We start from the raw sequence: 26,365 nt of genomic DNA on the forward strand, positions 1-26,365 counted from the left end.
AGTTCAAAATCTGTACCACCCGGATTCAGATCCTGAACTGGCGGCTTTCCGGGCCGTGATGAGATGCTCCCGCCCGCTCGCAAGTTGCGGGGTCCGCCTTCAGGCGGAGGCATTTAGGCAAAGGAGATCGCTTATGTCGGTTGCGACGCTACCCCTTGATTATACTGCCATCAAGCAACGCCAGCAGGCCGTCTGGTCCGCAGGCGACTATGCAATCATTGGAACGACCCTTCAGATCGTCGGCGAGCGGCTCTGCGAGGCTGTCGATATGCGCGCCGGCAGCACCGTGCTCGACGTTGCAGCCGGCAACGGCAACGCGACCCTGGCTGCAGCACGCCGTTTCGCGCGCGTCACCTCCACCGACTACGTCGGCGCACTTCTCGAGCGAGGCAAGGAGCGCGCCGCCGCCGATCGTCTTGCCGTCAATTTTCAGGAGGCCGACGCCGAAGCGCTTCCATTTGCTGATGGCGGCTTCGACGCGGCGCTGTCCACGTTCGGTGTCATGTTCACTCCAAATCAGGAGAAGGCGGCCGCCGAGCTCATTCGCGTCGTCCGCAAAGGAGGTAAGATCGGGCTCGCCAATTGGACGCCGGATGGCTTTGTCGGCCAGCTTCTCAAAACCGTTGGAAGCTACGTGCCGCCGCCGACCGGCATCAAATCGCCTACGCTCTGGGGAACTGCGGCCCGCCTCGGAGAGCTGTTCCAAGGGCATGAAATCGATAGCTCCGTGCAGACCTTCACCTTCAGGTATGAATCTCCGGAGCACTGGCTCGAGGTCTTCCGCACCTGCTACGGTCCTACGAACCGTGCGTTCGCGGCGCTGGATGCCGAGAAGGCGGCCGCACTTGAAGCCGACATTCTCGACCTGCTGGAAAGGTCGAACTGGAGCCGCGGCGGCAGCCTCATCGTCCCCGGCGAATATCTCGAAGTCGTAGTTACGAGATCTTGAGTTCGCACCGGAGAGTGGCCGCATCGTCGCCAGGCTCTACGCGCCGGCCTCCGCCGGCACCTTCCGCTTCACCCGCTTGATGGTGCCGGAGAAGGTGAACAGCGGCCGCTCGCCCGATGTCAGCATACCTCGCACGAAAATCAGCGATCCGCCGGCGCGAGTGACCTCGCCGGTGCATTCGATCAGCTCTCCCTCGCGGGCCGCGTCGAGGAATTCCGAGGAAAACGACACCGTGACGCCGGGCCCTTGGAGCACCGAAGCGGCGAGCGCGAACAGGCAGTAGTCCGCGAAGGTCATGAAGCAGCCGCCGTGGACGTTGCCGGAGCCGTTGAGGTGCTTTTTGCCGACCCGGAACGCGCAGGTGATGACGCCATTCTCGTCCATGCGGTGGTAGAAGGGGCCGGTATGGGTCTCGAAATTGTCGCGAGTCCAGGTTCGCCAGCCGGCGAATTCGCCCTCGGTTTCGACGCGCAGATCGGGGCGGCGGTTGAATGCGGTCTTGGCGAGCTCGTTCACGAAATTGGCCTTCAATTATCGGGTTTCGGTCCTTAAATCCGATCCATCCGCGATGTGCAAATCCTGCGATCCGCGGCCAGCTGCCGCAAAGCTCTGGACAGGCCGAAAATGCCCCGTAATAAGGCCTTTTCGCCCCCGTTCGATCTGCCTATTAAGGGACCCATGAACGAGCCCAAGAACGAGCCCAAGATCACCCCCGAACTCGTCGCCGCCCACGGGCTGAAGCCGGATGAGTATGAGCGCATCCTGAAGCTGATCGGGCGGGTCCCGACCTTTACGGAGCTCGGTATCTTCTCGGCGATGTGGAATGAGCACTGCTCGTACAAGTCCTCGCGCATCCATCTGCGCGGGCTGCCGACCAAGGCGCCTTGGGTGATCCAGGGCCCCGGCGAGAACGCGGGCGTGATCGATATCGGCGACGGCCAGGCGGTGGTCTTCAAGATGGAGAGCCACAACCACCCGAGCTACATCGAGCCCTATCAGGGCGCGACCACCGGCGTCGGCGGCATCCTGCGCGACGTCTTCACCATGGGCGCACGCCCGATCGCCTGCCTCAACGCGCTGAGCTTCGGCGCGCCGGAGCATCCCAAGACCCGGCACCTGGTGTCCGGCGTGGTCGCGGGCGTAGGCGGCTATGGCAATTCCTTCGGTGTGCCGACGGTCGGCGGCCAGGTGCGCTTCCACACCCGCTACGACGGCAACATCCTCGTCAATGCGATGGCGGTCGGCCTCGCCGATGCCGACAAGATCTTCTATGCGGCGGCCTCCGGCGTGAACATGCCGATTGTCTATCTCGGCTCCAAGACCGGCCGCGACGGCATCCACGGCGCCTCGATGGCCTCGGCCGAATTCGACGACGCCTCCGAGGAGAAGCGCCCGACCGTGCAGGTCGGCGATCCCTTCGCCGAGAAGCTGCTGCTGGAAGCCTGCCTCGAGATCATGGAGCAGGGGTGCGTGATCGCGATCCAGGACATGGGTGCGGCGGGCCTGACCTGCTCGGCGGTCGAGATGGGCGCCAAGGGCGATCTCGGCATCGAGCTCGATCTCAACGCGGTGCCGACCCGCGAGACCGGTATGAGCGCCTACGAGATGATGCTCTCGGAAAGCCAGGAGCGCATGCTCATGGTGCTCAAGCCCGAGAAGGAGAAGCAGGCCGAGGCGATCTTCCGCAAATGGGGGCTCGACTTCGCCATCGTCGGCTACACCACGCCGACCAAGCGCTTCGTCGTCAAGCACGGCGGCGACGTGATGGCCGACCTGCCGATCAAGGAGCTCGGCGACGAGGCGCCGGTCTATGACCGTCCGCACGTCGCCTCGAACGCGCTGCCGGTGATCCGCGCGCAGGACGTGAAGCCGCCGCTCGGCATCGCGCCGGCGCTGGAGAAGCTGATCGGCACGCCCGAGCTCTGCTCCAAGCGCTGGGTGTGGGAGCAGTACGACCACGTCATTCTCGGCAATACCGTGCAGCGGCCGGGCGGCGACGCCGCCGTTGTTCGTGTGCAGGAGGGGCCGAAGGGCCTTGCGCTCACCGTCGACGTCACGCCGCGCTATTGCGAGGCCGATCCGTTCGAGGGCGGCAAGCAGGCAGTGGCCGAAGCCTGGCGCAACATCACCGCGGTCGGCGGCCGCCCGCTCGCGATCACCGACAATCTCAATTTCGGCAATCCGGAGCGGCCCGAGATCATGGGCCAGTTCGTCGGCTGCCTGAAGGGCATTTCGGAAGCCTGCCGCGCGCTGGACTTCCCGGTCGTCTCCGGCAACGTCTCGCTCTACAACGAGACCAACGGCCGCGGCATCCTGCCGACACCCTCGATCGGCGGCGTCGGTCTGCTCGACGATTTCACCAAGTCGGCGACGCTGGCCTTCAAGGCTGCGGGCGAGGCGATCCTTTTGATCGGCGACACCCAGGGCTGGCTCGGCCAGTCGGTCTATCTGCGCGACGTCTGCGGCCGCGAGGAGGGCGCTCCGCCGCCCGTCGATCTCGCCGCCGAGAAGCGCAACGGCGACGTCGTGCGCGGCATGGTCCACGCCGGCACCGCCACCGCGGTGCATGACGTCTCCGACGGCGGGCTTCTGATCGCGCTGGCCGAGATGGCGATCGCGAGCGGCATCGGCGCGCAGCTTCTGGCAGCGCCGAGCTCGATCGTGCCGCATGCCTATTGGTTCGGTGAGGATCAGGCGCGCTACATCGTCACCGTGCCGGCAGCGGAAGCCGGTCTCGTGCTCGCCAAGATGAAGGGCGCGGGCGTGCCGTGCGCGCGGATCGGCACCACCGGGGGCGACGCAATCGCAGTTGCCGGAGAGCCGCCGGTATTGGTCGAGACTCTCTCGCACGCGTTCGAACACTGGCTGCCGAACTATATGCGCGGCGCTGCTGCCTGATCAGGCGTCACAGTGTGAAGGTAAGATAACAGCGCGATGAAGCATCATCGCGCTGTTATTTTTTGTATGGGCATGATCTCCGCGCAAACGCTCTTTGCGTTGTCGCGAGGGAAGATCGCCATCAGGTCGCGCTCCGGACCGCGCGCCAGGCGAAAATGATGATGCAGGCGCCGATGAAACCGGCCACGAGGTAGCTGATCCATCCACCGCCGAGCGACACGCCAACGAGACCGAGCAGCCAGTTCGCCAGCGCCGCGCCGACGATGCCGAGAATGATGTTCATCACGATGCCGGTTCCGGACTTCATGAACATCTCGGCAAGCCAGCCGGCGACCCCGCCGACGATGATTGCGGCGATCCATCCGATTTGAGGGTCGTTCATCCTAGCATTACAGTTGTAATTTTTGCTTGAGATGCGCTTTGCGCGCGTTGGCTTGATGAGCCCTGCGCCAGGATGACCATGCGAGGATGTGGGCATGCGGGATGCGCCGCTGGGCGAGCTTCATGGCGATGCGGCGGATTTCCTGGATCGACCAGCGGATCAAGAACGATGCTTCGGTCGGGGCCGCGGTCGCGTTTTTTTAAGCAATGCTCCGGTGTTGGCCCGATGACGGATGACGGCCATCGTGGCGAAGGCAAGCATGACCAGTGAGACATGGCGATGCCAGCCATGCCAGGAGCGGGTTTCGTTGTGATCAAGACCGAGCTCGTTCTTGGCGGTTTCGAAGCTGTCTTCGATGGCCCAGCGATGGCCTTCCACGGATACCAGCTTCTGCATGGACGTGCCCTTGGGGCACCATGTGGAGAAGAAGGCTAAGCTGTTGTCGGCAATATTGCGGCGGATCAGAAGACCTCGGGTCCATTCCCCGGCAAGGTCGTCGTTGTATTCGCCGGCGTCGAGATCGGCCAGCTCAAGATAGGCCCAGTCGTGCCAGCGCGGACCTTTGGTTCCTTCGCCGGACGGCAGGCGGCGCCAGGCCTTCTTGGGAAGGCTCTGCGCGATCGTAGAGGCAGTGCCGGCGACAGGCTGCTGCTTGCCCCAGGAATAGAACACGTGATTGGAAGCAACCCCCAGAACATAGCCTTTGCCCGCCTTGCGCAGCAGGGTTTCGATCGCTCCCGTGCCATACACGCTGTCCGCTGCTATGAACGAGAACGGCACCTTTGCGGCGATCGCGCGAGCGATCATTTGATGCGCGATCCGGGGCTTCGTCGCAAAGCTCACATCGCTCGGGACATGTGCGGCCTTCAGGCGAGCGGGTTCGTCCGTCCATTCCTTTGGCAGGTAGAGCGCCCGATCGATGAAGGCATGGCCATGCCGCGACACATAGGAGGCAAACACTCCGATCTGGCAATTGGTGATCTTGCCCGCCGAGCCAGTGTACTGGCGCGCGACCCCACACGAGGCCTTGCCCTGTTTCAAAAAGCCGGTCTCATCGATGACCAGAACCGCGTCCTCGTCACCCAGCGTTTCCAGCGCGTACTCACGTACAATATCGCGCAGCGCGTCGGCATCCCACTGCCCCCGACCCAGAATCGCCTGCTGGCGCCACGGGCCTGGATCGCCAGCCGCTTCCGCCCGCATCCAACCCGTCTTGCGCGGCTCGTTGCCCAACAGTCCGTCGAGAAATTGCCCCGCCGAGGCCGCGACCCGCTCTTGCGTAAACAGCGGACGGATGCGTTGCTTGGCATCTCGCAACGACGAAGCCCACAGCGTCAGCGTATCCTCAACCGACGCGCCACCAATCATCAGATCCCGAATCATGGTCGCCCATAGATTCAGAACCTTCAGGAAGATGCAACTGTAATGCTAGTCTCCGTGTGCGGTCCACCAATACGATCAGCATAACCGAGAACCATTCACTCGCAATCGCATGCACGCGCGCCGCAGTCATTGCTGCCGACCTGCAGCAACGAAAGAGTGCAAGGATGAACGAAAGACTCCAATCGCACCAAGGCGATGCGCACGGATATCTCGGGTGCAATACTGTTTGTGACGAACTCGCGTCACGCCGCGAAATCCGTGGACGAAAAGCCGGGATGGTGGAGTGACGCTCGGTTCCAGCCGTGTGCGGCTTGATTCGCGTTGACCTGGCGGTGGTGCAGATGCCGCCTACTTGCACAATGCGTTCAGGCGAAGACGCGCCGGCGGCGCCGTTCGCGCTGGGACGCAGTCCCGGTGTTGAATGCTCAATGCTCTAGCATTACAGTTGCATCTTCCTGAAGGTTCTGAATCTATGGGCGACCATGATTCGGGATCTGATGATTGGTGGCGCGTCGGTTGAGGATACGCTGACGCTGTGGGCTTCGTCGTTGCGAGATGCCAAGCAACGCATCCGTCCGCTGTTTACGCAAGAGCGGGTCGCGGCCTCGGCGGGGCAATTTCTCGACGGACTGTTGGGCAACGAGCCGCGCAAGACGGGTTGGATGCGGGCGGAAGCGGCTGGCGATCCAGGCCCGTGGCGCCAGCAGGCGATTCTGGGTCGGGGGCAGTGGGATGCCGACGCGCTGCGCGATATTGTACGTGAGTACGCGCTGGAAACGCTGGGTGACGAGGACGCGGTTCTGGTCATCGATGAGACCGGCTTTTTGAAACAGGGCAAGGCCTCGTGTGGGGTCGCGCGCCAGTACACTGGCTCGGCGGGCAAGATCACCAATTGCCAGATCGGAGTGTTTGCCTCCTATGTGTCGCGGCATGGCCATGCCTTCATCGATCGGGCGCTCTACCTGCCAAAGGAATGGACGGACGAACCCGCTCGCCTGAAGGCCGCACATGTCCCGAGCGATGTGAGCTTTGCGACGAAGCCCCGGATCGCGCATCAAATGATCGCTCGCGCGATCGCCGCAAAGGTGCCGTTCTCGTTCGTAGCAGCGGACAGCGTGTATGGCACGGGAGCGATCGAAACCCTGCTGCGCAAGGCGGGCAAAGGCTATGTTCTGGGGGTTGCTTCCAATCACGTGTTCTATTCCTGGGGCAAGCAGCAGCCTGTCGCCGGCACTGCCTCTACGATCGCGCAGAGCCTTCCCAAGAAGGCCTGGCGCCGCCTGCCGTCCGGCGAAGGAACCAAAGGTCCGCGCTGGCACGACTGGGCCTATCTTGAGCTGGCCGATCTCGACGCCGGCGAATACAACGACGACCTTGCCGGGGAATGGACCCGAGGTCTTCTGATCCGCCGCAATATTGCCGACAACAGCTTAGCCTTCTTCTCCACATGGTGCCCCAAGGGCACGTCCATGCAGAAGCTGGTATCCGTGGAAGGCCATCGCTGGGCCATCGAAGACAGCTTCGAAACCGCCAAGAACGAGCTCGGTCTTGATCACAACGAAACCCGCTCCTGGCATGGCTGGCATCGCCATGTCTCACTGGTCATGCTTGCCTTCGCCACGATGGCCGTCATCCGTCATCGGGCCAACACCGGAGCATTGCTTAAAAAAACGCGACCGCGGCCCCGACCGAAGCATCGTTCTTGATCCGCTGGTCGATCCAGGAAATCCGCCGCATCGCCATGAAGCTCGCCCAGCGGCGCATCCCGCATGCCCACATCCTCGCATGGTCATCCTGGCGCAGGGCTCATCAAGCCAACGCGCGCAAAGCGCATCTCAAGCAAAAATTACAACTGTAATGCTAGGCAGTGTGGACTCTAAGGATTCCCTTTTGAGAGCAAATCAGATTCAAGGCTGCTTTTGGGGAGGCAGTCTTGGGTGTGATGGATCGTTTGGTGTTGAGCGACGCGGCCTGGGAGCGCATGGCGCCGCTGATCATCGGCCGGCCCGACCAGAAGGGCTCGACCGGGCGAGACAACCGGATGTTCGTGGAAGGTGTGCTTTGGATCGTGCGGACCGGCTCTCCCTGGCGTGATCTTCCGGAGGTGTTCGGGGACTGGAACAGCGTGTTCCGGCGCTTCAGCCGATGGAGCACCAAGGGTGTTTGGTGGCGGATCTTCGAGGCGATGTCCGACGACCCAGACTTCGAATATCTAATCGTCGATTCCACCATCGTCCGGGCGCATCAGCACGCCGCTGGGGCGAAAAAAGGGGGCCTGAAGATCAGGCGCTTGGCCGCTCGCGCGGCGGCCTGAGCACGAAGATCCATATGGCCGTTCGCGGTCTTGGATGTCCTGTCCGGTTCACGCTCACCGCAGGCCAGAAGGGCGATGCACCGCAAGCCGCCGCATTGATCGAGGGACTGCCCGCCGAGGTCGTCATCGCCGACACAGCCTATGACGCCGACCATTTGCGCCAAGACATCGCCGCCAAAAAGGCGCTCGCCGTGATCCCCAACAACCCGTCACGCGCGCTCAAATATCCGCTCGACAAGCATCTCTATGCCCAGCGCCATCTCGTGGAATGCTGCTTCTCCAAACTCAAGCAGTTCCGTCGCGTCGCTACCCGCTTCGAAAAAACCGCCCGAAATTACCGCGCCGTCGTCACTCTCGCCGCCATCGTCCTATGGATGCGATAAGTGTCCACACCGCCTAGCACTACAGTTGCATTTTTGATTTGAGATGCGCCTTTCGAGCTGCGGCTTGATGGGCGCGTCGGAATGTGGACCATGCCAGGACGCGAACGATTGGGATCCGGCGCTGTGCAAGCTTTAAGATGAGGCGTCGGATTTCCTGGACCGACCAGCGGATGAGTCTTGCCGGTGCGTCGATTTCGTTTTTTTCGGCATCATCGCGTTCACCTGAGATCGGACGGTGGTCATGACGGCGTAAGCCAGCATGACCAGGGAGACATGCCGGTGCCAGCCGTGCCAAGAGCGACTTTCATTGTGGTCGAGACCGAGCTCGCCCTTTGTCGTCTCAAAATCTTCTTTGACACGCCATCGCGTTCCTTCAACACGAACGAGGCTCTCGATCGAGGTGCCCTCGGGACACCATGTGGTGAAGTAGGAGAGTTCACCGTCGGCAAGGCCGCGTCGGATCAGCAGCCCGCGGGTCCAGATGCCTGGCAGCTGCATGTCGTATTCGGCAGCGTCGAGATCGGCCAGCGGGCAATAGGCCCAATCGTAGAGACGTTCGCCCTTGGTTCCATGACCTGCCGACAGGCGCTTCCACTTTTGGGCGGGGAGCGCCTCGGCAATCTCCTTTGCTTCACCAGCCACGAGGTAATCCGGGTGCCATGAGCTGAACCAGTGGTTGGCGTGGACGCCCAGCACGTAGCCTTTGCCGGCACGCCGCAGAGCCGCTTCGAGGTCGCCGACGCCATACACACTGTCGGCAGCCACCCAAGCGAAGGGGACGTCGGCCGCGATCGCCCTCTTGACCATGCTGACGGCCAACTGCGGCTTGGTGGCAAATGCCACCGTCTCCGGCACATGGGTCGCTTTCAATCGGGTGGGATCGGATGTCCAGGCTTTCGGCAGATAGAGCGCACGATCAATGAAGGCGTGACCCTTGACGGATACGTAGGAGGCGAACACGCCGATCTGGCAGTTGGTGATCTTGCCGGCAGAACCCGTGTATTGCCGCCCCACGCCGCACGAGGCCTTGCCCTGCTTGAGAAAGCCGGTCTCGTCGATCACCAGGACTGCGTTGTTGTCGCCCAGATGTTCGATGACATGATCACGAACGATGTCGCGCAAGTCGTCGGCATCCCAGCGCCCACGACCCAGTAAGGCCTGCTGTCGCCACGGTCCGCTGTCGCCAGCTGCCTCGGCCCGCATCCAGCCTGTCTTGCGCGGCTCGTTGCCGAGCAACGCGTCGAGAAACTGGGCCGCCGAAGCGGCTACACGCTCCTGCGTGAACAAAGGTCGGATACGCTGCTTGGCCTCCCGCAATGACGCCGCCCACAGCGACAGCACATCCTCAACCGAAGCACCACCATTCATCTGATCCAGAATCATGGTTGCCCATAGATTCAGAACCGTCAGATAAATGCAACTGTAGTGCTAGGCTACAGCACCTGCTTGGCGCCCGGGAGCTTGCGCAGCGCCGCCGTGGCGGCCCAGCTCAGCGCCACCGTGGCGAAGAACGCGATCGCCGCCTTTGCGATCGCCGGCAGGTCGAAGTCGAACAGCCAGTATTGCAGCCACAGCACGATCGGATAATGCGCCAGGAACATGCCATAGGCGTCTCCCTGCATGCGATCGAGCAGCGTCGGCCCCGACGCCTTCGAGTGCAGGAAATAGCCCAGGATCGCAAACAGGATCGAGGCGCTGAACAGCACGAAGAAGGTGCCGTAGAACGCAAGATACCAGCCCGGCAGCGGATCGGGATTACCGATGATCGCGCGCTTGATGTAGATCATCATCCACATCCCGGCGTAAGGGATCAGCGTGATGATCGCCCAGAACAGCGGAGTCCTGGTCAGCCGTCCGTTCGCGCTGAGGACGCCACGTTCGAAGTTTGCCGCACCGATGCCTGCGCCAATGAAGAAATAGGACGCATAGAGCAGCACGCGGCTGGCCTGCACCGAAAATGGTCCGAACTCGAACCAGCGGTTCTGGCCGTAATAGACCAGCATCGGCAGGTAGACGGCGGCGCTCCCGACGACGATCAACAGCCAGAACGTTGCGGGGCGATCGAATGCCTGCTGCGACAGGCGGTTGATCGGATCGAGCAGGCGCGGCGACACCCGGTAGAGCAGGCTCGCGGTCACGTCGAAGGCCAGCAGCACCCAGACGAACCAGATCGGGCCGCTCGGCCATGGTCCGACAGTCACCGTCTTCCACCAGAACTCAGAGAATGTCAGCGTCGGCGTCTCGCGCAACGCGATCGCGTAATAGGCGAGCGGGATCACGGTGAAGGCACAGATCGCGAAGGGCAGGCCGAGCCGCAACAGGCGGTCGCGCAGGAAAATGGGCAGCGGCTTGTGGCCAAGCCCAGGCCAGACAAACAGCCCCGACAGGAAAAAGAACATCGCCATGAAGAAGCTGTCGGTGGCGAGCACCACGCAGTCGAAGCCGATCCACGACGTCGGATCGGTGTGCCCGAAATAGGTGTAGGGGATCACCGAGTGATGCAGCAGCACGACCAGGGTCAGGAATGTGCGCGCACGGTCCAGCGCGACATTGCGCGCATGAGCCTTCGGGGCTGCCTGAACGTCGACGGCCGGAGCGGCGTGAGCGATCGATTTCATGGTACCCCCAGCAGGGTGAGTGATCGGATGTTGCAACCGGGAATCCGATTCAGCAAGGCCCATTCGTCTCGATTCCGTGGCGTCGAGGTCCATCATCTGCGTGCATCTGCTTCGTTTCAGGAACTGCGGTCATTCGCGGACGTTGTCGCGGCGACTGGCGGCCGCGCATGCCGCACGGTTTGGAGGAGTTGGTAATGACTATTCTTAAATGGGCGCTGATCTTCCTTGTCGTGTCGATCATCGCGGGCTTGTTGGGCTTCACCGGCATTGCGGCCGCCTCCGCCGACATCGCGCGCTTCCTGTTCTACGTTTTTGTCGTGATCTTCCTGGTGCTTCTGATCCTCGGGCTCACGATATTCAGAGCGTAGCCTGAGCCGGGTCGAACACCCTCGTCGTCATGCCCGGGCCTGTCCCGGGCATTCATGTCTTGCGGGCTGGGAAGGGACCGCGTGACAGGCCGGGACGAGCCAGGCCAACCACGGCAGGGGAAGACTGACCCCTAGGATACTTCCTCGATCTTCACTCTGTCCGGGTAGAACGCCAGGTGGCCGGCGATCTCGGTCATGGCCGGGAATGGCGTCTCATAGGTCCAGATCGCGTTGTCCAGCGTCTTGCCGTTGGCCTTGATGCTGAAATAGCTGGCGTCGCCCTTGTAGGGGCAGTGCGTGGTCCGCTCGGTGCGGGCCAGCAACTCCATGTTGGCGTCCTGGCGCGGGACATATTGCACGGCGGGATAGCTTGCTTCCTTCAACGTCAGCGCGTGGCTGGTCTCGGCCACGACAACGCCGTCTGCGGTGACGCGGACGCGCTTCGGATTGGGCGTGATCGTGATCGGATGGTCGGGGCCGGGGAGCTTCATGGTTCTGCGCCCTTTCTGGTCATTTCGTCGTGAATGCTTGTGACCGATTGATGCAGGTTTAAATCGCTGGGAATGGGAATATAGTGCTGCCAGGGATGACCTAGAAGACCACTGGCGCTAGGTTTTGCCCGCATGGCTGCCGACCCAGCCATGATTCGAATGACCTGATGGAGGTGGACTGGGATGCCGATGGACGCCCGTGATATCGAATCGATGATCAAGGCCGCGATCCCGGACGCCGAGGTAACGATCCGCGATCTGGCCGGCGACGGCGACCACTACGCGGCCACTGTGATTTCAGAGTCCTTCCGCGGCAAGTCCCGCGTTCAGCAGCACCAGATCGTCTACCAGTCGCTCAGAGGGCAGATGGGCGGCGTGCTGCACGCGCTGGCCCTGCAGACCGGCGTGCCGGAAGGCTAGGTCCGGCCGGCGGAGGCCTGATCGATGGCCGACAACCCACACGGCGCGATGTTCCGCGTTGTCGTGCCGAACCAGCATAGCCGCGTCACCAACGCCGAGCTGTTCTTCGACCTCGTCTTCGTCTTCGCCGTCACGCAGCTGTCGCACACGCTGCTGCACCATTTCACCCCGCTCGGCGCGGTCCAGGTCACGCTGCTGTTCCTCGCGGTCTGGTGGGTATGGGTCTACACCACCTGGGTCACCAACTGGCTCAACCCCGAGCTGACGCCGGTCCGCATCCTGCTCTTCCTGATGATGCTGGGCGGGCTCGTGCTGTCGACGTCGATCCCGACGGCGTTCGAGGGGCGCGGGCTGTGGTTTGCCGCCACCTATGCCGTCATGCAGACCGGGCGGACGCTGTTCTGGCTGCTGGCGACGCCGCGGCACCGGACGGCGGTGCGCCACAACGCGATCCGCATCCTGACCTGGCTGACCTGCTCGGGCGTGCTCTGGATATCAGGCGGCCTGTCCGAGGGCGACACCCGGCTGCTTCTGTGGATCGCGGCGCTGGTGATCGAATATGTCGCGCCGGCCGCGCGGTTCTGGACGCCGAAGCTCGGCTTCTCCTCGATTGAGGCCTGGGCGGTCGAGGGCGGCCATATGGCCGAGCGCTGCTCCTTGTTCGTTATCATTGCGCTGGGCGAGGCCATCGTCGTCGACGGCGCGACCTTCGCCGATCTGGCCTGGACGCCGGAGAACGTTGCCGCCTTCGTCTCCGCCCTGGTCGGCAGCATTGCGATGTGGTGGATCTACTTCCACAAGGGGGCGGAGGCCGGCTCGGAGATGATCTCGAAATCGGCCGAGTCCGGGCGCGTGGCGCGGATCGCCTACACCTATCTCCATATGCCGATCGTCGGCGGCATCATCCTCACCGCGGTCGCCGACGAGCTGGTGTTGAAGCACCCGAGCGGGCATTCCGATCTCAAGACGATCGTGAGCTCGGTCGGCGGTCCGCTGCTGTTCCTGGTCGGGACCATCCTGTTCAAGCATGTGATCCGCAATTTCCTGCAGCTCTCGCACTGCGTCGGCATCGTCGCGCTCGCCATAACCGCCTATTTCGCAAGCGAGCTGCCGCCGCTGTGGCTCTCGATCGTCACCACCGCGATCATGATCGTGGTCGCGGCGTGGGAATCGATCTCGCTGGGGTCGTCGGCGGCGGAAGGTGAAGAGCAAGCGTAATCGCATGTGGGCGATTCACTATCTCATCAATGGTCTATCTCCTCATCCTGAGGAGCCCGCGTATGCGGCGTCTCGAAGGATGTAGCCCGCAGACGGGCCTCATGGTTCGCCTGGCGATGCGCGGGATCGTCCAGAGACGTGGTGCGCGCTCCTCACCATGAGGAGCCTATGCGGCAGCCGTCGCCGCCCGCGTCGATTTACTCCGCGACTAGCGCATGCACCGAGAACATCTTGTTGGCGTCGGTCCAGCTTTCGCGCACCTGCCAGCCGGAGTTGCGGGCGAGCGCGGTGAAACGGTCGAGGCTGTATTTGTAGCTGTTCTCGGTGTGGATGCTCTCGCCCGGACGGAACGCGAAGGTGTTGCCGAGGATGCGCACCGTCTGCGCCTTGTGGCTGATCAGGTGCATCTCGATGCGATGGCGATCGCGGTTGTAGATCGAGCGGTGCGTGAATCCCGACAGGTCGAAATTGCCGCCGAGCTCGCGGTTGATCCGCACCAGCACATTGAGATTGAAGCGCGCGGTGACACCGGCCGCGTCGTTGTAGGCGTCGTAGAGCACGCGCTCGTCCTTCTCGAGGTCGACGCCGATGATCATCTGCGCGCCGTGGCCGAGGATCTTGCGCGCGCTGCGCAGGAAGGCCGCCGCCTCGTGCGGTTCGAAATTGCCGAGCGTCGAGCCCGGGAAGAAGCCGACCTTCGGCATGCCGGCGACGGCCTCGGGCAGGGCGAACGGCGTGGTGAAATCGGCGGCGACCGGATAGATGCCGAGATCCGGAAAATCCTTGCGCAGGCCGTCGGCCTGGGCATTGAGGAAGTCGCCCGAGATATCGACCGGCACATAGGCGCTGAATTCGCAGTGATCGAGCAGCAGCCGCACCTTGGTGGTCGCGCCGGCGCCGAATTCGACCAGCGCCGCGCCGTGCGGAATGATCGCGGCGATCTCGTCGCCGCGGTCGCGCAGGATGCCGAGCTCGGTCCGCGTCGGATAGTATTCCGGCAGCACCGTGATCTGCTCGAACAGCTCGGAGCCGGCGGCGTCGTAGAAATATTTCGGCGACAGCCGTTTCGGATGGCGGGCGAGGTCGCCGATTACGTCGCCGGCAAATGCCGAGGTCGCCTCGTCGAACGGGTACGCTTTTGCCAAAGCGGCGGCATGCACATTCATGGTACTCTCCCGAACGCGCTTACCGGCGCGCTATTGATGTCGACAGGACTCAATCAGGCGTAATCAGCGAGGCGTACCCCCGTGAATTGCCAGCGATGGTGCGGATAGAAGAAGTTGCGGTAGGTGACGCGGCTGTGGCCGGCCGGCGTCGCCAGCGACGAGCCGCGCAGCACAAGCTGGTTGACCATGAACTTGCCGTTGTACTCGCCAAGCGCGCCCTCAATGGCGCGGTAGCCCGGATAGGGTGAATAGGAGCTGCGCGTCCATTGCCAGACGATGCCGTAGGCGTCGTTGAGCAGGCCGGCGCGGGCGGCGACCTCCCATTCCATCTCGGTCGGCAGATGCTTGCCGGCCCAGCGGGCAAAGGCATCGGCTTCGTAATAGCTGACGTGGCACACGGGGGCCTGCGGATCGATCGGCTGCAGGCCGCCGAGCGTCATGATCTTCCATTCGCCGTCGATCTCGCGCCAGTGGCCGGGCGCCTCCCAGCCCTCGTTGCTGACGGTGGCAAAGCCATCCATCAGCCATAGCGTCGCGGTCGAATAGCCGCCGTCCTTCATGAAGGCGAGCCACTCGGCATTGGTAACGAGGTTCTTGGCGAGCTTGACCGGGCCGACGAGGGAGCGATGCGCGGGCTTCTCATTGTCGAAATGGAAGCTGTCGTCGGCGTGGCCGACCGTGTGGATGCCTTCGTTCAGCGTCACCCATTCCTCGGTCGCGCGGCTGGACGCCGGGAAGCGCCATGCCGGATCGTAAGCGGGCGAGATCGGGTTCTGCGCGAAGGCATGCAGGATGTCGGTGAACATCAATTCCTGATGCTGCTGTTCGTGATTGAGGCCGACTTCGACCAGCGGCACCAATGCCTGAAGCTTCGTCTCTCCGGCGGTCTGGAAGAACTTGACGACCTCGGTGTCGACATGACGGCGGTAGGCGGTGACTTCGTCGGCGGTCGGGCGGGTCAGATGGCCGCGCTGATGGCGGGCATGCCGCGGGCCGGCGCTGACGTAATAGGAATTAAACAGATAAGCGTAGTCCGGATGGAATGGCGTGTAGCCGTCGACATGCTCGCCAAGCAGAAACTGCTCGAAGAACCAGGTCGTATGGGCGCGGTGCCACTTGGCGGGGCTCGCGTCCGGCATCGACTGGATCAACTGGTCTTCCGGCGACAATGGCGCCGCCCGGCGCTCGGTCTCGCCGCGGACCGCAAGGTAAGCGTCCACCAGCCTCTGGGCGAGGGGCCCGGACTCGGACGACAGTGACGGGGAAGCGGTGGCTTTGGCGGCCGCAGCAGAGGCTGGTTTCGTCACGGTGATCTCCGATTCTTCAGGAAACGTTGCTTCGGCGAACTGGTTCCTGACGGACAGTTCGTCCTAGATAGGAGCTACCGTTCAGGAAAAAAGCCTCCCCCGGTGATTATATTAGTGCCGTCAGACTATGATTTGCCCCTAGAGGGACACCGTCCGGCTCCTGCCGCATGCCAGATTTCCGCCATTTTGCTTTGGATGCACAATGGTTTGAGCTACATATATGGCATGTCACGGGTTAAGCAGGGCGGGCCGGCCCGTCGGGCTTCAGAGCGCCGCCCCATAAGGAAGCGAAAATGAGCATCGAGCAATTCATCGACAATGAAGTGAAGTCGAACGACGTCGTGCTGTTCATGAAGGGCACGCCGCAATTCCCGCAGTGCGGTTTTTCCGGACAGGTCGTGCAGATCCTCGATCACATCGGTGTCGGCTACAAGGGTCTCAACGTTCTCGAATCCGCCGAGCTGCGTAACGCCATCAAGGTCTATTCGAACTGGCCGACCATTCCGCAGCTCTATGTGAAGGGCGAATTCGTTGGCGGGTGCGACATCGTACGCGAGATGTTCCAGGCCGGTGAACTGCAGCAGCTCTTCGCCGACAAGGGCATCCCGGTCGACGCGGCGGCCTGAGCTTGACCGCGCGCCAGATCGGCAAGGCGCGGCTTGAAGTCATCGTTGCAGATATCACAACCCTGCGCGTTGACGCCATCGTCAACGCGGCCAATTCGTCGCTCTTGGGTGGCGGTGGCGTGGACGGCGCGATCCATCGTGCAGCCGGCCCGGAGCTGCTCGCCGAGTGCCGCACGCTGAACGGCTGCAGCACCGGCGACGCCAAGATCACCAGAGGCTATCGGCTTCCCGCCAAGCACGTGATCCACGCCGTCGGCCCTGTCTGGCACGGCGGCACGCAGAAAGAGGATGCGCTGCTCGCGTCCTGCTATCGCCGCGGCATCGAGCTGTGCCAGGCCAACCGGCTCGCCTCAGTGGCATTTCCGGCCATTTCGACCGGCGTGTATCATTTTCCGCCCGACCGTGCGGCCGGCATTGCGATCAAGGCGGTCGTCGATGCCCTGGCCGCCGCTCCCGATGTCACGCACGTCATCTTCTGCTGCTTCTCCGCCCAGGGCGGCAAGCTGCACGAGGCCGCGTTGTCCACCTTTGGCAGCCCTTGTGCCTGATGCCGTGGTCGCTACACTTCCTGGTGATTTTCCGGGGGAGGGAGATAGATGACTTTGTCAGGATTGTTGCGCGCGGCAGCCGCTGGCGCGGTGCTGCTGGCGGCGCCTCTGGCGCACGCCGAAGGCACCTACGAAATTCCGGCGGGCGCGCATTTCAATCAGGAGAAGCTCGCCAAGATCGGCGCGTTCTTCAAGAACGAGGTGGCGACCGGCAAGATTCCCGGTGCGATCGTCCTGATCCAGCAACACGGCAAGCCGGTCTACCATGAAGCCTTCGGCGTGCAGGACGTGGTCAGCAAGGCGCCGATCACTGACAAGACGATCTTCCGACTGTTCTCGATGACCAAGGCGATCACCGCCGTGGTCTCGATGCAGCTGCTGCAGGAGGGCAAGTACAAGCTCGACGATCCCGTCTCGAAATACATTCCCTCCTTTACCAATGTGAAGGTCGGCGTCGAGAGGAAGGCCGAGGACGGCACCAAGACGCTCGAGCTGGTGCCGCCGAACCGGCCGCCGACTATTCTCGACCTGATGCGGCACACCTCCGGCATCACCTATGGCTTCTATGGCGACAGCCTGGTGCGCAAGGCCTATCGCGCGGCCAACATCTATGCCGGCGATTTCGATCTCGCCGAGTTCGCCGAGCGGATCGCCAAGCTGCCGCTGCAGAACCAGCCCGGCGCGCTTTGGCAGTACGGCCATTCCACCGACATCCTGGCGCGTGTGATGGAGGTCGTGACCGGCCAAAAGTTCTCGACGATCGAGCGCGAGAAATTGCTCGATCCGCTCGGCATGAAGGACACCAGCTTCTTCGTCACCGATCCCGAAAAGCAGAAGCTGATGGCCGAGCCGATGCCGAACGACAGCGATTTCCGGGTCGGGCGGATCAACGATCCGACCAAGGTCAAGAAGTGGGAGTCCGCGAGCGGCGGCATGGTCTCGACCATGGCTGACTATTCGCGCTTCGCGCAGATGCTGCTCAACGGCGGCACCTTCGAAGGCAAGACCATCCTGAAGCCGGAGACGTTCAAGGAGATGACGACCGACCATGTCGGTCCGGGCTCCGGAGTCGACCGCGACTATTTCTACTTCCCCGGTGACGGCTTCGGCTTCGGGCTGGGGCTCGCGGTGCGCACCGATCCCGGCAATGCAAAGCCGCCGCCGCCTGGCGACCTCGGCGAGCTGAAATGGGACGGCGCCAGCGGCTGCTACTTCGTGATCGACCGCAAGCAGGACATGTTCTTCATCCTGCTCGAGCAGACGCCGAGCGAGCGCCAGCGCATCCAGCGGACCCTGAAGCAGTTGATCTATGAAGCAATGGACAATTGACCTGCCCGGGCGCCGCGCGATCGTCGCAGCGCTCGTGCTTACGGTTGGCGCGACCGGTGCGAAGGCGGGCGCCGAGGGGCACGTCGGGCACAGGTTCTCGCCGGAAGGTTTGGCCAAGGTCTCCGACTACATCAGGAATGAGATCGCGACCGGCAAGATTCCCGGCGCGATCCTCCTGCTGCAGCAGCACGGCAAGCCGGTCTATTACCAGAATTTCGGTGTCCGCGACGTCGCAACCGAGCTCTCGATGAGCGCCGACACCATCTTCCGCCTCTATTCGATGTCGAAGCCGATCACATCGGTCGCAGCGATGATGCTGGTCGAGGAGGGCAAGCTCGGGCTGGACGATCCGGTCTCGAAATACATTCCGGCCTTTGCCGACATGAAGGTCTGCGTGGAGAAGCCCGGGGACGACGGCAAGCCGATGATGGTGATGGAGCCGATGAAGCGTCCTGTCACGATCGAGGACCTGATGCGCCATACAGCCGGACTGCCCTATGGCTATTATGGCGGCGGCCTGGTGAACAAGGTCTATGCTGACGCGGGCCTGTTCGGCAGTGACATGACGAACGCCGATTTCGTGGCGAAGCTCGCCAAGCTGCCGCTCGCCGAGCAGCCGGGTACGCTCTGGGACTATGGCTATTCCACCGACGTGCTCGGTCGCATCATCGAGGTGATCTCGGGGAAGTCGCTGCTCGAGTTCGAGAAGGAACGGCTGCTCGATCCGCTCGGCATGAAGGAGACCGCGTTCTATGTCGCCGATCCCGCAAAGTGGCGGCTGATTGCCGAGCCGATGCCGAACGATCGCGCGCTCAGCCCGACCAACCAGATCAGCGATCCGCGAAAGCCGTCGAAGCGGGAGTCGGGCGGCGGCGGGATGGTCGGCACCGTCGGCGACTACGCGCGCTTCACGCAGATGCTGCTGAACGGAGGCACCTATGAGGGAAGGCGCTACCTGAAGCCCGAAACCATCGCGCTGATGACGCGGGATCATGTCGGGCCCGAAACCGGGATCAGGCGGGACAAGAACTACTATCCAGGCGAGACCTCGGGCTTCGGTCTCGGCTTCGCAGTGCGCACCTCGGTCCCGGCGAACACCTCCTGGCCGCTCGGCGAGTATCGCTGGGACGGCGTCGGGGGCACGTTCTTCTTCATCGATCCCGAGGATGACCTGATCGGGATCTTCCTGGTGCAGACGCCGTCGGAGCGCGGCCGGATCCAGCTCAGGCTGAAGACGTTGATCTACCAGGCGATGGGGCGGTAAGAAACGCTCGTTTCGTAGTTTGGTAGCCCGGATGGAGCGAAGCGCAATCCGGGGCAGTCTCCCCGTGGATCATGCTCTCCCGGATTGCGCTGCGCTCCATCCGGGCTACAAGAGCTATGTGGCGCGCACGATGTCTCTGACGTGGCCTATGGCCTCCTCGATCATCGCGGCGGTGACGTCGAGATGCGTGCAGGCCCTGATCCGGCCGTCCATCATCGCCAGCATCACGCCGCGCTTGCGCAGCTCGGCGACCATCCTGTCGCCGGGCACGCCGGCACCGTCGGGCTTGAAGAAGACGAGGTTGGTCTCGGGCGCCTGCACCTGCAGGCCGTTGATCTGGGACAGCCCGCGCGCCAGCGCGCGCGCATTGGCGTGGTCGTCGGCGAGGCGATCGACGTGATGGTCGAGCGCGTAGATGCAGGCCGCGGCGCAGACGCCGGACTGGCGCATCGAGCCGCCGAGCCGCTGCTTCCAGCGCCAGACGTCGTCGATGAAGGCGCGCGTGCCGGCGATCACGCCGCCGATCGGGGCGCCCAGTCCCTTCGAGAAATCGATCCAGGCGGAATCCCAGCCCGCCGTCATGTCGCGCGGCGAGATGCCAGATGCGACGGTGGCATTGAGCAGCCGCGCGCCGTCCATATGGGTGGCAAGTCCATGGGCCTTGGCGATGCCGACGACCTCGTCGAGCGCGGCCTTCTTCCAGATCGTGCCGCCGCCGATATTGGCGGTTTGCTCGACGCTGACGAGGACTTGCGGCGGCTGGTAGCGGGTGCGCGGATGCAGGGCGGCGCGGAGCGCCTCTGGCGTGAACTGGCCGTCGTCGCCCGCGAGCTGTGTGATCTGGAAGCCACCGAGGGCTGCATGCGCGCCGCCTTCGCGGGCGATGATGTGCGCGGTCGCATGCGCCAGGATCTCGTCGCCGGGGCGGCAATAGGCCAGAGTCGCCGCGACGTTGCACATCGTGCCCGACGGCATGAAGACGGCCGCCTCCTTGCCGAGCAGATCGGCGACCCGGGCGCAGAGCTCATTGGTGGTCGGATCGTCGCCGACCTGCTCGTCGCCGACCTCCGCTTTCGCCATCGCCTCGCGCATCGCAGCCGTCGGCTTCGTCTGCGTATCCGACAACAGGTTGATGCGGACGGGCGGCGCCTTGGGATCGGGCGGGGCAGGGGTGTAATGCATGATGTGTCTCTCGGTCGGTGCGCGCAGACTTTAAAGCGTTTTCGAGCGAAGTGGATACCGGTTCCCGGTTCGCGTGAAGAAAACGCGTCAAGACAAGAATCCAGAGCTTCGGTTCTGATTCAATCAGAACCGAAATGCTCTAGCCAAACAAAAAGGCCCCGGCAAAACCGGGGCCTTTCGTATCTCGCAACGCTGCAGTGATCAGCGCGAATAGAATTCGACGATCAGGTGCGGCTCCATCTGCACCGGGAACGGCACGTCGGAGAGGCCGGGGATGCGCGCGAACTTCGCGGTCATCTTGGAGTGATCGACCTCGATGAAGTCGGGCACGTCGCGCTCGGGGAGCTGGGTCGCTTCCAGCACCGGCGTGAGCTGCTTGGAGGCTTCCTTCACCTCGATGGTGTCGCCGACCTTCAGCTTGTAGCTGCCGATGTTGACGCGGCGGCCGTTCACCTTGACGTGGCCGTGGTTGATGAACTGGCGCGCGGCGAACATCGTGGAGACGAACTTGGCGCGATAGACCACGGTGTCGAGACGGCGCTCCAAGAGGCCGATCAGGTTCTCGCCGGTGTCGCCCTTCAGTCGGCTGGCCTCGACATAGATGCCGTGGAACTGGCGCTCGGAAATGTTGGCGTAGTAGCCCTTGAGCTTCTGCTTGGCGCGGAGCTGCACGCCGAAGTCGGAGAGCTTGCCCTTGCGGCGCTGGCCGTGTTGGCCGGGGCCGTATTCGCGGCGGTTGACGGGGCTCTTCGGGCGGCCCCAGATATTCTGGCCCATGCGGCGATCGATCTTGTACTTCGCCTCACTGCGCTTTGTCATCGCGTCCTCTTTGCATAGCCGTCGCACAGTGCGCCGGCGTTTTGTCTGGTTTCAGGTTTGAGGAGACGCGCCCTCCTGTGCACCGGCCCAAAGGCCTGTGCCGACAGATCCGCCTCGAAAGCTCGGGGACGAACCACGGGTCGCGAAACGCTTCGCGGGCCGAAACCGGCCCGCGAGCAGGGGTGGTCTTAAGGTCATTGTGCCGTCATGTCAAACAAATAGGCCGATTTTTCGGGCCGATTGACGCCAAACCGGCTATTTTGGGCCCTTTACGGCCGGTTTCCGACCACCCGGACGGGGCGGGCTTCGGCCTGCGGCCGGATCGCGCGCAGCTCGGCGGCGATCTCGCTGTTCAGCACCTCTTCGAGCCTGGTCAGGGTCTTGGCGATCATGGCGGCATCGCAGACCAGATGGTCCCAACGCAGCACGACATCGACGGTGTGGTCCGGCTTGACCACGCCATAGCTGACGAGAAAGGGGCCCGGGCTCAGCGCGTGCAGCTCACCCGAACCATAAGCCGCGACCGAGGTCACGCCAAAGCTGCCGCAGAAATTGGCGCGTTGCCGGCCGACATTCATCCCGATCGCCCAGGCCAGCCGCCGCAGCGGCAAAGGCAGGCGTTCCACGCACAGGATCTTGCGGAACGCGTCGACTTCGAGCAGCGGGGCAGTCTTGGCGCGCCGGATCAGCGCGTCGATATCGGCAAGGGTCATCTGGTCCGGCGCACAGACGCGCTCGAACATCACACAATCCTCGCCGTTCTCGACGCGGGCAATGGCCACCATGCCGACGCTGCGTGGCAATTCATAGAGGGCCGGCCAGGGCCATCTGACATAGAGCGTCCGCAAGATCGGCTCGCTCTTGGCAACCAGCGCGAATGCCTTGACGAAGATTGCGGCCCAACCCGCCGACCGGCCCGCCTGGGCGCGGGCCTCGATCACCGCGCTGACGTTCAATGGACGGGTCAATGTGACTAGCGGCACACGGACCGACGCGTACATCAGATCGGCAACAAGGCGGCGCGGCAATGAGATCTTCCGAGGCGTACCGCGCATCCGTTCTGCTCAAATCCCTGCAATCGGCAAAAAAGTCAGGCGCCCGGCGAGCAAAATCGACTGCTCGCCAAGCCACTGATAGCACGAACTAACTGGCCTAGGGCCAGTCGGTTCTACCTATCTCTTAGTCCTATCTGTGGCACGGGTTTCGCCTGGGGGCTCGAAAGCCTTGCTCGGGTGAATCCCGAACACCTTGAGGGGCTTGTCAGGATATTCCAGTGTGATGCATCGCACCTTCCGGAATCCCGCAGGAACGGCCCGCTTCAGTTTCAGGGGAAGTTCGAGCTTGCCTTCGCTTCCCACCCCGGAATGGGTGTGACCTCCCGACGCACCTCGGTGGGAACTTCGGCAATCGCGATTGCGGTGTTGTCGCGCGCCGGGACATCGAGGTCCGGCGGGTTCGTTGCGCGAATCGCTCGCGCATCCGGATCAAGCCGGCTTGCGTTCAGCGCTTGATCCCGGCGAACGCCGCGGCGATGCCGCGCTGGAACAGCGACCAGTCGAAGCCGAGCGCGAGCGCGAGATAGCCGCGGTCGATCATCGCGTTGGCTTGCTCCGCGGTGCGCGCGACGCCGCCGATCGGCACGCCACTTTTCATGATGCCTTCCTCGGCGCGCTGCATCAGCGCGACGACCTCCGGGTCGTCGGGCAGGCCGCGCTTGTTGATGGATGTGGCGAGATCGCCGGGGCCGATCACGGCGAGATCGATGCCAGGCGTCGCCATGATCTCGTCGATGCGGTTCACCGCCTCGACATGCTCGATCGTGATCATGCAGATCATGTCGTCATCGGCGGTCGCCATGTAGTCTGTCATCGAGACGCCCCAGCGGAACGGGGCGTGGAACGGACCCCACAGCCGGTCGCCCTTCGGCGGATAGCGGACGCTGCGCACGGCCTGCTCGGCATCCTGCCGGTTGCAGATCATCGGGAAGTTGATGCCGAGCGCGCCGAGATCCATCGGCGCCTTCGCAAGGTGCGGCTCGTTGGCCGCGATCCGCACCATCGGCACGCACGGCGTGCCAGAGGTGGCCACGATCATCGCATGCGCGGTGGTCAGGTCGATCGGCCCGTGCTCGAGATCGACGATGATCCAGTCCAGCGACTGCGCCATGATCTGCACGGTCTGGATGCTCGGAATGGTGGCGATCGCGCCGAAGGTCGGGCGCTTATCGCGCCACTGCTTGCGCAGGCGGTTGAGCGGCGTCAGCGGTGCGGATGTCAAAGGCAGTCCTCCCTCGGTGAGGCGAGGGAAAACTAGCAGCACGCCGTGACGGCGGAAAGGATCAGGCCGGGACGCGGCCGCCGAAGAACGGCGTGAGCGCTTCGCTCAGCTTGTGCGGGCGCTTGGAGGTGAAGATCATCTCGGCGCCGGCCGCATCGCCCTTGCCATTGGCCGGGCCGAGCAGGTCGGCGACGCGGCGGGCGATCGCGGGTGCCGGATCGATCCAGTCGACCGGCCACGGCGCGAGCCGGGCGAGCCGCTCCAGCAACAGCGGATAATGCGTGCAGGCGAGCACGACGGTGTCGGTGCGGGCGGGGTCGTCGGCGCCGTAACCGACGAAGCAGGGCGCGAGCTCGGCCGCGATGTCCTCGTCGCGCACCATCTGCCCGCTGAGCGCCGCCTCCGCCAGCGAGGCGAGCTCGCCGGAGCCGACCAGCGTCACCTCGCAGCCTTGGGCGAAATCGGCGATCAGCTTGCGGGTATATTCCCGCTTCACGGTGCCCCTGGTGCCGAGCACCGAGACCCGCCGCGTCTTCGACGAGGTGCAGGCCGGCTTGATCGCGGGCACCGTGCCGACGAAGGGCACCCGGTAGGCGTCGCGCAAATGCGACATCACGATCGTGGACGCGGTATTGCAGGCGATCACGACGAGGTCGGGCGCATGTGTCTCGATCAGTTCGCCGACCAGCGGCACCACGCGGGCGACGATCTCGTCCTCGCCGTGATGGCCATAGGGAAAAAAGGCGTCGTCGGCGACATAGATGTAATGCGCGTCGGGCCGGGCCCGGACGATCTCGCGCAGCACCGTGAGGCCGCCAAGGCCGGAATCGAAGACAAGGATGGTTGGGGAAGTAGACACGTCCAGAAGATATCCGGTCCAGGGTTACCATTCGGTTGTGTTGCCTGTCCGACCATTGGGGCATGCACAAGGCGGTGGTGTTAGGGAATTTCGGATAGCCTCGACCGATATCTTTATCTGTCAGCGCAAGCCATTGCTGTGACATGCAAAATCCGAACGGACCGCAGGGGAACGCGACCTGATGGTTCGTGGCAGAACGGTGTGCGGGCAGGCGGTCCTTATCCCGCCGGCATCTGCTTCTCGACCAGCCGCACCCAATAGGACGCGCCGTGGCCGAGGATGTTGTCGTTGAACTTGTAGGCCGGGTGGTGGCACATCGGGCCGTCGCCCATGCCGAGAAACACGAAGGCGCCGGGGCGCGCTTCCAGCATGAAGGCAAAGTCCTCGCCGCCCATCACGGGCACCACCCGCTCGTTGACGCGGTCGGCGCCGACCACGTCGCGGGCAACCTCCGCGGCAATGCCGGCCTCGCGCGCATGGTTCAGCGTCACCGGATAGAGCCGGGTATAGCTCGTCTCGGCCCGCCCGCCATAGGCGCGGGCGACATTGTCGGCGATCTCGCCGATCCGGCGCTCGACGAGATCGCGCACCTCGGGATCGAGTGTGCGCACGGTGCCGGCGAGCTTGACAGTCTCCGGGATGATGTTGAAGGCCGTGCCCGCCTGGAACATGGTGATCGAGATCACCGCTGATTTCAGCGGATCGACGTTGCGCGCGACGATCGACTGCAGCGCATTGATGACCTGCGCGCCGATCAGGACGCTGTCGATCGCCTCATGCGGAGCGGCGCCGGCGTGACCGCCCTTGCCGTGGATCGTGATCTGCACCGTGTCCGACGAGGCGAGCATCGGGCCCGGCGTGGTGGCGAAATGCCCCTCGGGTAGGCCCGGCATGTTGTGCAGGCCGTAGACCTCCTGGACGCCCCAGCGGGTCATCAGCCCGTCGTCGACCATCGCCTTGCCGCCCGCGCCGCCTTCCTCGGCCGGCTGGAAGATGACGACCGCCGTGCCGTCGAAATTGCGCGTCTCGGTCAGGTATTTCGCGGCCCCCAGCAGCATCGCGGTGTGGCCGTCATGGCCGCAGGCGTGCATCTTGCCGGGAATCTTCGAGGCGTAGGGCACGCCCGAGGTCTCCTCGATCGGCAGCGCGTCCATGTCGGCGCGCAGGCCGATGGTCTTGCCCGACGTATTCTTGCGCCCGCGGATCACGCCGACCACGCCGGTGCGCCCGATCCCGGTCACCACCTCGTCGCAGCCGAACTCGCGCAGTCGGTCGGCGACGATGCCGGCCGTGCGGTGGACTTCGTAAAGCAGTTCAGGATTCTCGTGGAAGTCATGGCGCCAGGCGGCCATTTCGTCCGAGAGGGCGGCGACGCGGTTGACGATGGGCATGGGGAGAGTCCGTTTGTGCGTTTTGCAGGGCGCGTGAGCCTAGCGTAACCCGCCGCTTTGTCACGCGGAAGGACGTCAGCCGGTAGCCCGGATGGAGCGAAGCGCAATCCGGGATCCAGGCATCCAAACGATCCCCGGATTTCGCTTCGCTCCATCCGGGCTACGTGTCTGTG

General features: G+C 63.6%; 26 protein-coding genes and 1 pseudogene. 12 read left to right on the plus strand and 15 right to left on the minus strand.

Features of this window, described 5'->3' with window-relative positions:
* The first annotated feature begins 133 nt into the window (after nucleotides 1–133).
* Nucleotides 134–949, plus strand: a complete 816-nt coding sequence (locus MTX19_RS14515; protein WP_280984178.1) for a class I SAM-dependent methyltransferase — start codon at nucleotides 134–136, stop codon at nucleotides 947–949.
* 36 nt (nucleotides 950–985) lie between these two features.
* Here MTX19_RS14515 and MTX19_RS14520 read toward each other — a convergent pair whose 3' ends face one another.
* Complete coding sequence (locus MTX19_RS14520) at nucleotides 986–1,465, minus strand: PaaI family thioesterase (protein ID WP_280984789.1); 480 nt, start codon at nucleotides 1,463–1,465, stop codon at nucleotides 986–988.
* A gap of 162 nt (nucleotides 1,466–1,627) precedes the next feature.
* Here MTX19_RS14520 and purL point away from each other — a divergent pair, with 162 nt between their 5' ends.
* Nucleotides 1,628–3,847: a phosphoribosylformylglycinamidine synthase subunit PurL gene (gene purL, locus MTX19_RS14525; RefSeq protein ID WP_280984179.1), complete on the plus strand. Its 2,220-nt coding sequence runs from the start codon at nucleotides 1,628–1,630 to the stop codon at nucleotides 3,845–3,847.
* Between the two features lie 121 nt (nucleotides 3,848–3,968).
* Here the strand turns inward: purL and MTX19_RS14530 are convergent, their stop codons facing one another.
* From MTX19_RS14530 to MTX19_RS14540, 3 genes are read right to left on the minus strand one after another with little or no spacing between them, the layout of a single operon-like run.
* Nucleotides 3,969–4,229 (minus strand): GlsB/YeaQ/YmgE family stress response membrane protein, encoded by a 261-nt coding sequence (locus MTX19_RS14530; RefSeq protein WP_280984180.1) that lies wholly within the window; start codon nucleotides 4,227–4,229, stop codon nucleotides 3,969–3,971.
* 7 nt (nucleotides 4,230–4,236) lie between these two features.
* Nucleotides 4,237–4,392 (minus strand): hypothetical protein, encoded by a 156-nt coding sequence (locus tag MTX19_RS14535; protein WP_280978692.1) that lies wholly within the window; start codon nucleotides 4,390–4,392, stop codon nucleotides 4,237–4,239.
* Nucleotides 4,389–5,612, minus strand: coding sequence for an IS701 family transposase (locus MTX19_RS14540; RefSeq protein WP_280984181.1), 1,224 nt, complete (start codon nucleotides 5,610–5,612; stop codon nucleotides 4,389–4,391). The genes MTX19_RS14535 and MTX19_RS14540 overlap by 4 nt, the downstream gene beginning before the upstream one ends.
* Before the next feature lie 482 nt (nucleotides 5,613–6,094).
* Between MTX19_RS14540 and MTX19_RS14545 the strand changes: the two genes are divergently transcribed.
* From MTX19_RS14545 to MTX19_RS14555, 3 genes and pseudogenes are all read left to right on the plus strand, one after another.
* Nucleotides 6,095–7,318 (plus strand): IS701 family transposase, encoded by a 1,224-nt coding sequence (locus tag MTX19_RS14545; protein WP_280985451.1) that lies wholly within the window; start codon nucleotides 6,095–6,097, stop codon nucleotides 7,316–7,318.
* Nucleotides 7,315–7,470, plus strand: a complete 156-nt coding sequence (locus tag MTX19_RS14550; RefSeq protein WP_280978692.1) for a hypothetical protein — start codon at nucleotides 7,315–7,317, stop codon at nucleotides 7,468–7,470. The genes MTX19_RS14545 and MTX19_RS14550 overlap by 4 nt, the downstream gene beginning before the upstream one ends.
* Before the next feature lie 123 nt (nucleotides 7,471–7,593).
* Nucleotides 7,594–8,309, plus strand: a pseudogene (locus MTX19_RS14555) (IS5 family transposase).
* A gap of 132 nt (nucleotides 8,310–8,441) precedes the next feature.
* Here the strand turns inward: MTX19_RS14555 and MTX19_RS14560 are convergent.
* Both MTX19_RS14560 and MTX19_RS14565 read right to left on the minus strand, forming a co-directional pair.
* Nucleotides 8,442–9,692, minus strand: coding sequence for an IS701 family transposase (locus MTX19_RS14560; protein ID WP_280985968.1), 1,251 nt, complete (start codon nucleotides 9,690–9,692; stop codon nucleotides 8,442–8,444).
* A gap of 50 nt (nucleotides 9,693–9,742) precedes the next feature.
* Nucleotides 9,743–10,927: an acyltransferase gene (locus tag MTX19_RS14565; protein ID WP_280984182.1), complete on the minus strand. Its 1,185-nt coding sequence runs from the start codon at nucleotides 10,925–10,927 to the stop codon at nucleotides 9,743–9,745.
* Nucleotides 10,928–11,121: 194 nt separating this feature from the next.
* Between MTX19_RS14565 and MTX19_RS14570 the strand changes: the two genes are divergently transcribed.
* Nucleotides 11,122–11,295, plus strand: a complete 174-nt coding sequence (locus MTX19_RS14570; RefSeq protein ID WP_280977095.1) for a DUF1328 domain-containing protein — start codon at nucleotides 11,122–11,124, stop codon at nucleotides 11,293–11,295.
* 131 nt (nucleotides 11,296–11,426) lie between these two features.
* On the opposite strand, the gene MTX19_RS14575 is transcribed toward MTX19_RS14570, so the two are convergent.
* Complete coding sequence (locus MTX19_RS14575) at nucleotides 11,427–11,786, minus strand: DUF427 domain-containing protein (RefSeq protein ID WP_280984183.1); 360 nt, start codon at nucleotides 11,784–11,786, stop codon at nucleotides 11,427–11,429.
* Nucleotides 11,787–11,969: 183 nt separating this feature from the next.
* Between MTX19_RS14575 and MTX19_RS14580 the strand changes: the two genes are divergently transcribed.
* On the plus strand, nucleotides 11,970–12,206 hold the full coding sequence (locus tag MTX19_RS14580; protein WP_024518049.1) for a BolA family transcriptional regulator: 237 nt from the start codon (nucleotides 11,970–11,972) through the stop codon (nucleotides 12,204–12,206).
* 24 nt (nucleotides 12,207–12,230) lie between these two features.
* A complete protein-coding gene (locus MTX19_RS14585; RefSeq protein WP_280984184.1) occupies nucleotides 12,231–13,424 on the plus strand; it encodes a low temperature requirement protein A in 1,194 nt (397 codons plus the stop codon).
* A 197-nt stretch (nucleotides 13,425–13,621) separates the two neighbouring features.
* Here the strand turns inward: MTX19_RS14585 and egtD are convergent, their stop codons facing one another.
* Complete coding sequence (gene egtD, locus MTX19_RS14590) at nucleotides 13,622–14,590, minus strand: L-histidine N(alpha)-methyltransferase (protein ID WP_280984185.1); 969 nt, start codon at nucleotides 14,588–14,590, stop codon at nucleotides 13,622–13,624.
* A 53-nt stretch (nucleotides 14,591–14,643) separates the two neighbouring features.
* A complete protein-coding gene (gene egtB / locus MTX19_RS14595; protein WP_280984186.1) occupies nucleotides 14,644–15,897 on the minus strand; it encodes an ergothioneine biosynthesis protein EgtB in 1,254 nt (417 codons plus the stop codon).
* 293 nt (nucleotides 15,898–16,190) lie between these two features.
* On the opposite strand from egtB, the gene grxD reads away from it, so the two are divergent.
* Genes grxD through MTX19_RS14615 form a run of 4 tightly spaced genes read left to right on the plus strand, consistent with a single transcriptional unit; the run spans nucleotide 16,191 to nucleotide 19,664 of the window.
* A complete protein-coding gene (gene grxD, locus MTX19_RS14600; protein WP_280977100.1) occupies nucleotides 16,191–16,523 on the plus strand; it encodes a Grx4 family monothiol glutaredoxin in 333 nt (110 codons plus the stop codon).
* Nucleotides 16,520–17,071, plus strand: a complete 552-nt coding sequence (locus MTX19_RS14605) for an O-acetyl-ADP-ribose deacetylase (RefSeq protein ID WP_280984790.1) — start codon at nucleotides 16,520–16,522, stop codon at nucleotides 17,069–17,071. Before grxD ends, MTX19_RS14605 begins: the two co-directional genes overlap by 4 nt.
* Nucleotides 17,072–17,119: 48 nt before the next feature.
* Nucleotides 17,120–18,400 (plus strand): serine hydrolase domain-containing protein, encoded by a 1,281-nt coding sequence (locus tag MTX19_RS14610; RefSeq protein ID WP_280986035.1) that lies wholly within the window; start codon nucleotides 17,120–17,122, stop codon nucleotides 18,398–18,400.
* Nucleotide 18,401: 1 nt separating this feature from the next.
* The gene (locus tag MTX19_RS14615) at nucleotides 18,402–19,664 is read left to right on the plus strand and encodes a serine hydrolase domain-containing protein (protein ID WP_280984791.1); all 1,263 of its coding nucleotides are present in this window, start codon (nucleotides 18,402–18,404) and stop codon (nucleotides 19,662–19,664) included.
* A 114-nt stretch (nucleotides 19,665–19,778) separates the two neighbouring features.
* Here MTX19_RS14615 and MTX19_RS14620 read toward each other — a convergent pair whose 3' ends face one another.
* From MTX19_RS14620 to MTX19_RS14645, 6 genes are all read right to left on the minus strand, one after another.
* Nucleotides 19,779–20,846, minus strand: coding sequence for a threonine aldolase family protein (locus tag MTX19_RS14620; RefSeq protein ID WP_280984188.1), 1,068 nt, complete (start codon nucleotides 20,844–20,846; stop codon nucleotides 19,779–19,781).
* 201 nt (nucleotides 20,847–21,047) lie between these two features.
* Nucleotides 21,048–21,665 (minus strand): 30S ribosomal protein S4, encoded by a 618-nt coding sequence (gene rpsD / locus MTX19_RS14625; protein ID WP_280977103.1) that lies wholly within the window; start codon nucleotides 21,663–21,665, stop codon nucleotides 21,048–21,050.
* Nucleotides 21,666–21,934: 269 nt separating this feature from the next.
* Nucleotides 21,935–22,720, minus strand: coding sequence for an acyltransferase (locus MTX19_RS14630; protein ID WP_280984189.1), 786 nt, complete (start codon nucleotides 22,718–22,720; stop codon nucleotides 21,935–21,937).
* 445 nt (nucleotides 22,721–23,165) lie between these two features.
* The gene (locus MTX19_RS14635; RefSeq protein WP_280984190.1) at nucleotides 23,166–23,942 is read right to left on the minus strand and encodes an aldolase/citrate lyase family protein; all 777 of its coding nucleotides are present in this window, start codon (nucleotides 23,940–23,942) and stop codon (nucleotides 23,166–23,168) included.
* Between the two features lie 61 nt (nucleotides 23,943–24,003).
* Nucleotides 24,004–24,801 carry a glutamate racemase gene (murI, locus tag MTX19_RS14640; protein ID WP_280984191.1) on the minus strand — a complete coding sequence of 266 codons (798 nt, stop codon included), beginning with the start codon at nucleotides 24,799–24,801 and terminating at the stop codon, nucleotides 24,004–24,006.
* 218 nt (nucleotides 24,802–25,019) lie between these two features.
* Nucleotides 25,020–26,192, minus strand: coding sequence for a M20 aminoacylase family protein (locus MTX19_RS14645; protein WP_280984192.1), 1,173 nt, complete (start codon nucleotides 26,190–26,192; stop codon nucleotides 25,020–25,022).
* Nucleotides 26,193–26,365 lie beyond the last annotated feature (173 nt).

This window comes from Bradyrhizobium sp. ISRA464 (assembly GCF_029910095.1).
In the GTDB taxonomy this organism is placed as follows: Bacteria; Pseudomonadota; Alphaproteobacteria; order Rhizobiales; family Xanthobacteraceae; genus Bradyrhizobium.

Excerpts from the sequence above, each read along its gene's own strand:
- MTX19_RS14515 (WP_280984178.1), top strand. The coding sequence starts at position 134 with ATGTCGGTTGCGACGCTACCCCTTGATTATACTGCCATCAAGCAACGC.
- purL (WP_280984179.1), top strand. The coding sequence starts at position 1,628 with ATGAACGAGCCCAAGAACGAGCCCAAGATCACCCCCGAACTCGTCGCC.
- MTX19_RS14530 (WP_280984180.1), bottom strand. The coding sequence starts at position 4,229 with ATGAACGACCCTCAAATCGGATGGATCGCCGCAATCATCGTCGGCGGG.
- MTX19_RS14540 (WP_280984181.1), bottom strand. The coding sequence starts at position 5,612 with ATGATTCGGGATCTGATGATTGGTGGCGCGTCGGTTGAGGATACGCTG.
- MTX19_RS14545 (WP_280985451.1), top strand. The coding sequence starts at position 6,095 with ATGATTCGGGATCTGATGATTGGTGGCGCGTCGGTTGAGGATACGCTG.
- MTX19_RS14560 (WP_280985968.1), bottom strand. The coding sequence starts at position 9,692 with ATGATTCTGGATCAGATGAATGGTGGTGCTTCGGTTGAGGATGTGCTG.
- MTX19_RS14565 (WP_280984182.1), bottom strand. The coding sequence starts at position 10,927 with ATGAAATCGATCGCTCACGCCGCTCCGGCCGTCGACGTTCAGGCAGCC.
- MTX19_RS14570 (WP_280977095.1), top strand. The coding sequence starts at position 11,122 with ATGACTATTCTTAAATGGGCGCTGATCTTCCTTGTCGTGTCGATCATC.
- MTX19_RS14575 (WP_280984183.1), bottom strand. The coding sequence starts at position 11,786 with ATGAAGCTCCCCGGCCCCGACCATCCGATCACGATCACGCCCAATCCG.
- MTX19_RS14580 (WP_024518049.1), top strand. The coding sequence starts at position 11,970 with ATGCCGATGGACGCCCGTGATATCGAATCGATGATCAAGGCCGCGATC.
- MTX19_RS14585 (WP_280984184.1), top strand. The coding sequence starts at position 12,231 with ATGGCCGACAACCCACACGGCGCGATGTTCCGCGTTGTCGTGCCGAAC.
- egtD (WP_280984185.1), bottom strand. The coding sequence starts at position 14,590 with ATGAATGTGCATGCCGCCGCTTTGGCAAAAGCGTACCCGTTCGACGAG.
- grxD (WP_280977100.1), top strand. The coding sequence starts at position 16,191 with ATGAGCATCGAGCAATTCATCGACAATGAAGTGAAGTCGAACGACGTC.
- MTX19_RS14610 (WP_280986035.1), top strand. The coding sequence starts at position 17,120 with ATGACTTTGTCAGGATTGTTGCGCGCGGCAGCCGCTGGCGCGGTGCTG.
- MTX19_RS14620 (WP_280984188.1), bottom strand. The coding sequence starts at position 20,846 with ATGCATTACACCCCTGCCCCGCCCGATCCCAAGGCGCCGCCCGTCCGC.
- rpsD (WP_280977103.1), bottom strand. The coding sequence starts at position 21,665 with ATGACAAAGCGCAGTGAGGCGAAGTACAAGATCGATCGCCGCATGGGC.
- MTX19_RS14630 (WP_280984189.1), bottom strand. The coding sequence starts at position 22,720 with ATGCGCGGTACGCCTCGGAAGATCTCATTGCCGCGCCGCCTTGTTGCC.
- MTX19_RS14645 (WP_280984192.1), bottom strand. The coding sequence starts at position 26,192 with ATGCCCATCGTCAACCGCGTCGCCGCCCTCTCGGACGAAATGGCCGCC.